Annotated in this window: 4 protein-coding genes and 1 pseudogene; all 5 read left to right on the forward strand. The window is 61.2% G+C overall.

Annotated elements, in window-relative coordinates; translation table 11 throughout:
- The first annotated feature begins 45 nt into the window (after window positions 1-45).
- Window positions 46-306, forward strand: coding sequence for a hypothetical protein (locus ACF8LI_RS12410; protein WP_392412925.1), 261 nt, complete (start codon window positions 46-48; stop codon window positions 304-306).
- Window positions 307-579: 273 nt separating this feature from the next.
- Entirely contained in the window at window positions 580-1,680 is a 1,101-nt protein-coding gene (locus ACF8LI_RS12415) for a porin (protein WP_392412930.1), read from the forward strand.
- A 130-nt stretch (window positions 1,681-1,810) separates the two neighbouring features.
- The gene (locus ACF8LI_RS12420) at window positions 1,811-3,391 is read left to right on the forward strand and encodes an esterase-like activity of phytase family protein (protein ID WP_392412927.1); all 1,581 of its coding nucleotides are present in this window, start codon (window positions 1,811-1,813) and stop codon (window positions 3,389-3,391) included.
- A gap of 505 nt (window positions 3,392-3,896) precedes the next feature.
- The gene (locus tag ACF8LI_RS12425) at window positions 3,897-5,660 is read left to right on the forward strand and encodes a DEAD/DEAH box helicase (protein WP_392412932.1); all 1,764 of its coding nucleotides are present in this window, start codon (window positions 3,897-3,899) and stop codon (window positions 5,658-5,660) included.
- 254 nt (window positions 5,661-5,914) lie between these two features.
- Window positions 5,915-6,000 (forward strand): annotated as a pseudogene (locus tag ACF8LI_RS12430) (IS5/IS1182 family transposase); the annotation flags it as partial.

Genomic DNA, 6,000 nt, shown 5'->3' on the forward strand with positions numbered 1-6,000 from the left:
GTTGGGTGGAGGAGAGGGGGCAGCTCGCCGCTGGCGGGGACGGCGATGCTGCTGGGGATCATAGCTGTGACTGCTGGTGCGACCGATGTTGAGGCTGCAGTCCTCGGTGCGGCAATTCTTGTGGGACTTCGCCCTCCCAGGGACTATGGGGTTGAACTGGCTGTGCAATGGGCTGAATTTGGGTCCCCAATGACCGATGAATCGATCGACGAACGCTCGAAATGTGCCATTGAAAATATGGAAGTCGAGAACCTTATTGAGAAAATGGCAAAAGGATGCATATTTCCGCCAATTTCTCGAATATGAATCAAACAAATCGGCAATGAATGATCTGCCCCGTCGTGCGGGCCATGGCTGAAGGGTGGCGGCGATAGGGCTTCCCTGCAGGAAACGTGCCGCAGGCACCGCCGCTGCTGTGACTTTCATGTTACACAGCACAGCTGTCACGAAGAATACTTATGTGTTGCCTAGAGTTCCCGTAGCGGTGGCAGGAGGCTACCGTCATTCTCATTAATAAGTTCAGTTCGTATCTCGCCAATGAAAAATCAAAAAACGTGCTCGCGCATTCTGGGACTCGCGATGGGCACATTCTTCGCATCTTCTTCCAGCTTGGCTTTGGCACAATCTTCCGTCACCATTTTTGGTGTGGTGGACGTCGGTGTCACCATTGCCAAGTCCGGCAGCAACAGGCTCAATGCACTGAACTCCAGCCAAGGCAAGACCAGCTTGCTTGGCTTGCGCGGCACGGAGGACCTCGGCGGCGGCAACCGAGCTCAGCTCTGGCTTGAAGGCGGCCTCAACCCCGATGTCGGCTCTGGCGGCAGCAGCGGCTCCCTTGGCTTCGAGCGCCGCTCCACGATCGGGCTGAGCAACAATTCCTGGGGTGAAATCCGGCTGGGTCGCGACTACACCCCCAGCTACAACATCTTCACCGCTTTCGCGGGCCCCGACACCACCACCGGTGTGCAGGCCAATCTGTTCCAGACGATTCGCCAGACTGCCTATAACGCCGCCAGCCAAAGCGGCGTGGTCGACCGCACGCGCATCAGCAACGCCGTGGGCTACTTCCTGCCGAGCGACCTGGGCGGTATCTATGGCCAGTTCTCGGTTTCCTTTGGCGACGAGAACGCCTCCGGCTCTGGCGCAAGCAAGGCCCGCAGGTACATAGGCGGCAACCTGGGCTATCGCTCTGGCCCGCTGAACGTGGGTATCGGCTACGGCCGGATCGACGGCACCGCAGCCGTGGCTTCGCCCAGCGCCATCGCTGCAAGCAGCGATCTGGAAGACCTGGTGCTGGGCGCCTCGTACAACTTCGGCAGTTTCCTGCTCAATGGCGGATACAACAGCCTGAAGTGGGAGCCCGTCAACGGCGCAACCTCCGGGAAGGTGGACGGCTTCTACCTGGGCGCGACCATCCCCATGGGGCCAGGCAGCTTGCGCGTCAAGTACGCCAGCGCCAAGTTCAGCGGCAACGCCTCTGCCCTCACGCGCAGCGGCGGCAAGGCCGACAAGTATTCGATCGGATATGTCTACGACTTCTCCAAGCGCACCTCTCTGTACGCAGGGCTGGCGCGTGTGAACAACAAGAACGGTGCCAGCGTCGGCCTGATCGGCGGCCCTGCGGGTGTGGCCAACGCCGGCTCGACCGGTGTGGATCTGGGCATCAGCCACTCGTTCTGAGCGGCACAGCGCCTTTTCCAGAAATGAAGCCTTCAAGCTTGGGCAGGCCCTTGCCACGCAGGGCCTGCCGATCTGCCGATCTGCCGATCTACCTATCAGGCTTGCCTCTTCTTCTCAAGACCTACTCGCCATGCGCCCCCCCACTTCCTCTTCCTGCCTGATGGCAGTGATCGCCGCCGCGGCTGCCTTGCTGAGCGCCTGCGCCGACACCCGCCCGCTCCAGGCCGCCGGCTCCGAGACGGTGACGCAGACCACCGGCGTCGGCAGCATCCGCGCCACCGTCACGCGCCAGGACGTCCAGTTCGACGACAGGTTCTATTTCCCCTACGAAGGCCAACACCCCGCCACCAAGGCCGATTTTCCCAAGGGCTTTCTGCCAGCCTACGGTTCGGGCCTGGCCTTGAAGGGCAGGCGTGCCGACGGCACGCTGGAGTTCTACGCCATCACCGATCGCGGCCCGAACGCGACCACCGGCCCGGTCACAGAGATCACTGACGGCTCCAATCCCGCGGGCTTTGCCAGTTCCACGGTGTTTCCTTCGCCCAACTTCACTCCGTCCATCGGCGTGATCGCCCTCGGAAAGGACGGAGCCAGGCTCGTCTCCACCCTGCCGCTCAGATTCAGCGCCACACAGAACGCCAACGGCCGCGTGCAGCCACGGGGCCTCACAGGCAACACGGGCGAGCAAGTCCTGGATGACTCCTTCACCTATCCCGGCAAGGCCAAGGGCTACAGCGAATTCGGCCTGGACACAGAATCCGTGGTGGTGGATGCCGCACGCAATGCGCTGTGGGTGTCCGACGAATACGGACCCTTCATCGTGAAGATTGACCCGGCGACCGGCATCATCCAGAAGAAATACGGGCCCGGCACCGGCGCGGCCGATCTGCCGGCCATTCTCGCCAAGCGCCGCGCCAACCGTGGCATGGAGGGGCTGAGCATCGATGCGGCCAGCGGCAAGCTGCACGGCTTCCTGCAAAGCCCCCTGGACGACGGCAAGGCCGACTACACCACCGCTGCCGTTGCCGACGCCACTGGCAAATCGGAGAACGTGCGCGACTACGCTCGCTTTGTGCGCTGGGTGGAGTTTGACCCGACCACCGAGAAAACCCGCCTGTTTGCCTTGCCCGTGGACAGCCGCTGGTACAACCAAGGCAAGACCGGCAATGCCAAGCTGGGTGATGTGGTCTCACTGGGCAAGGGGAAGTTCGTCGCCATCGAGCAAGGCACGGGCAAGGACAAGAAAGTCTTCAACGACCTGGTTCTGATCGAGTTTCCGGCCAACGCCACCGACATCACCGCGCTGGGCTCCGACCTGGAAAAGAGCAGCCTGACTGGCAAGCCGGTCAATGGCTCGGACTATTCCAAGGTCGTGACGCTCAAGAAGACCCGGCTCTTCAACCTGAACGCCACCGGCTGGGTGGCCGAGAAGGCCGAAGGCCTGGCGCTGGTCGATGACTACACGCTGGCGCTGACCAACGACACCGACTTCGGTGTTTCGCTGGCCGTGCTGGACGCCAGCGGCAAGGAAATCGATGGCTCGAACGTCACCAAATGCATGGTGGACGCCGACGGCAAGATCGTGAACGACGGCCAATGCGCCAAGGGCGCGGCGAGCCTGCGCTTTACCACCAATGACGTCAACGATCGCACGCAGCGACTGTGGACCTTTAGGTTCAGCAAGAAACTGAGCGAATACGGCGCTCCCTGAACGACTGCGACTGCTTGGCATAGGCAAGACAACGGGGCCAAGGCGATCCAGGGCGGTTCGTCCAGCGCGAAGGCGCTGCGACGGGCCGCAACGCTGATGTCGCCTCCTATGGCATCTGCACGGAGCAGCGCCGCCGTTGCGGCGAAAGTGCGGGGTTGCCGCAATGGCTGGACCTTTCGACCTCCAGCAGTCTTACGGCATTGCCCAAAGCGGTAGTCGTCGAGTGCGTAGATGGCAGGCATACGTCCGAGCCAAGCACTTTCACAATCAAATCCTCCTCTGCTTGGTCATTTCAGAAGCGCCTTCAAATTCCATGCTGGTTTCCGCGTGAGTCGAGGAAATTCAACAGAGAGCCGTTCAGAATTCAATTCCGGATTTTCGATGGCTTGGGATTGGCCAGTCATCGAATTCCTGAAGAGATAGTGCGTGCGGTATCCTCAGCCGCTCTGTGGAGGAGAAGAAAGTGGCGGTACTGATTCCTGCGATGGGGGCGTGCGTTGGGCGCATGACGCCTGGCGAGCGACGGCTGGCCGAGCGTTTGGAGCAAAAGCTCGAAGACGATTACATGCTTTGGTATGACGTGCCCATCGGCCCCAAGCAGACGCATCCTGACTTTGTCGTCATTCATCCACGCAGGGGCGTTTTGATTCTTGAGACCAAGGATTGGCGGCTCGAGACGGTTCAAGAGGCGACCAAACAGGCCTGGACGCTCATCGTGGATGGAAGACCCAAAGTCGTCATCAATCCGGCAGCCCAGGCGCGACACTGCGCCATTCAAGTGGTCAATGCACTGGAGCGGGATCAGCAACTCATTCACGGCGAAGGCCCTCATCAGGGAAAGCTGGCATTTCCCTGGGGCAGCGGCGTGGTGTTCACCAACATCACGCGCAAGCAGTTTGAAGAATCTGCACTGGACCAGACGATTGATGCGCATCTGGTCATCTGCAAGGATGAGATGCTGGAATCCGTTGATGCGGAGGCTTTTCAGCAGCGCCTGTGGAACATGTTCCCCCACGCTTTCGGCAAAGCCATGTCGGTGCCGCAGCTCGAGCGCACGCGGTGGATCATGTTCCCGCAGGTGCGTGTTCCGGTGCAAGGCAGCCTTCTGCCGGAAGACGCGGACGAGCTGCCGGACATCATGCGCGTCATGGACTTGCAGCAGGAGCAACTCGCGCGCAGCCTGGGCGATGGGCATCGCGTGATCCACGGAGTTGCCGGCTCAGGCAAGACCATGATTCTTGGCTATCGTGCGGAACACCTGGCCAAGACCGCTTCGACCAAGCCCATCCTCGTGCTCTGCTACAACGAGCCCTTGGCCGTGAAGCTCAATGCCTGGTTTGCGGCCAAGGGCCTGGCCGACCGGGTGCATGCCCGCAACTTCCACAAGTGGTGCCGCCAGCAGTTGGTGGCCTATGGCCAGACGCTACCCGCTCAGGGCCCGGGCATGTTTGATCAGATGGTGGAGTTTGTGATTCGCGGCGTGGATCGGCAACAGATTCCGTCCGGGCAATACCAGGCCGTGATGGTCGACGAGGGGCACGACTTTCAGCCTGAATGGCTCAAGCTCGTCACCCAGATGGTGGACCCCGAGACCAACAGCCTGTTGATCCTGTACGACAGCGCCCAGAACATCTATGGCAAGAGCAAGGCGCGTGGCTTCAGCTTCAAGAGCGTGGGAATCCAGGCCTCTGGGCGCACGACCATTCTCAAGATCAACTACCGCAACACCAGGCAGATTCTGCAAATCGCCAACCGCGTCGCCGCCGAGTTCCTGCAACCCAACGCCCAGGATGAGGACGGTGTTCCGCTGGTGCAGCCTATCAGCTGCGGCCGCGAAGGGCAGGACCCGCTGATCGTGCGCCTGCCGAGCTTGCGTGACGAGCCCGCCAAGATCGCCGAGCTGCTGGCTGCGGCGCATCAGGAAGGCCACGCCTGGGGTGACATGGCCATCCTGTGCCGCGATCACGACTCCATGAACCAGTGCGCCATGGCACTTGGCCGCCGAAAACTGCCGCATCGCGTGCGACATCGTTCAGGTGACTTCGATCCACTGGCCGACACCATCAAAGTGATGACAATGCACGCCAGCAAGGGATTGGAGTTCCCGGTCGTGGCCGTCGCAGGAGTGGGGCAGATGCCGCGTGAAGGCGAAGATGCGGCGGACGAGGCCAAACTGTTCTATGTGGCTGCGACGCGGGCGACACAAAAACTGGTGTTGACTGTGGCGGGCGAAGGGGCGTTTGCAAAGGCGCTGGTGAATGCGGGGTGAATGCGGGATGAATGCGGGGTGAGGGCAGGGCGAGGACGGGCACAAGTCCGTGGTGCGGTGGTCAGGGCTCCAGGCGTGGTCCCAGTAGCGTTGCACCCGCAGCGCATTCTTGAGGATGGCGCTGCGACCCGAAAAGGATGTTGTGCCTATCACCCTTCCCACTCGGATGTGCAAGCCATCTTGCCACTCGGCGCATTGCGCAGACGGTTCAGAGTGGCTAACACCACTTCGTCACAGACCCCCGCAGAGCAGTTATGCTCGCTGCCCTCATGGCACGACGACCTGTAAGCAAAGAACTGTGGCGACAGCTACAACCCCTCATCCCAGCCTTCGTGCCTTC

Origin of the sequence: Delftia sp. WSY_12 (genome assembly GCF_043104645.1) — a bacterium.
Lineage (GTDB): Bacteria > Pseudomonadota > Gammaproteobacteria > Burkholderiales > Burkholderiaceae_C > Comamonas > Comamonas tsuruhatensis.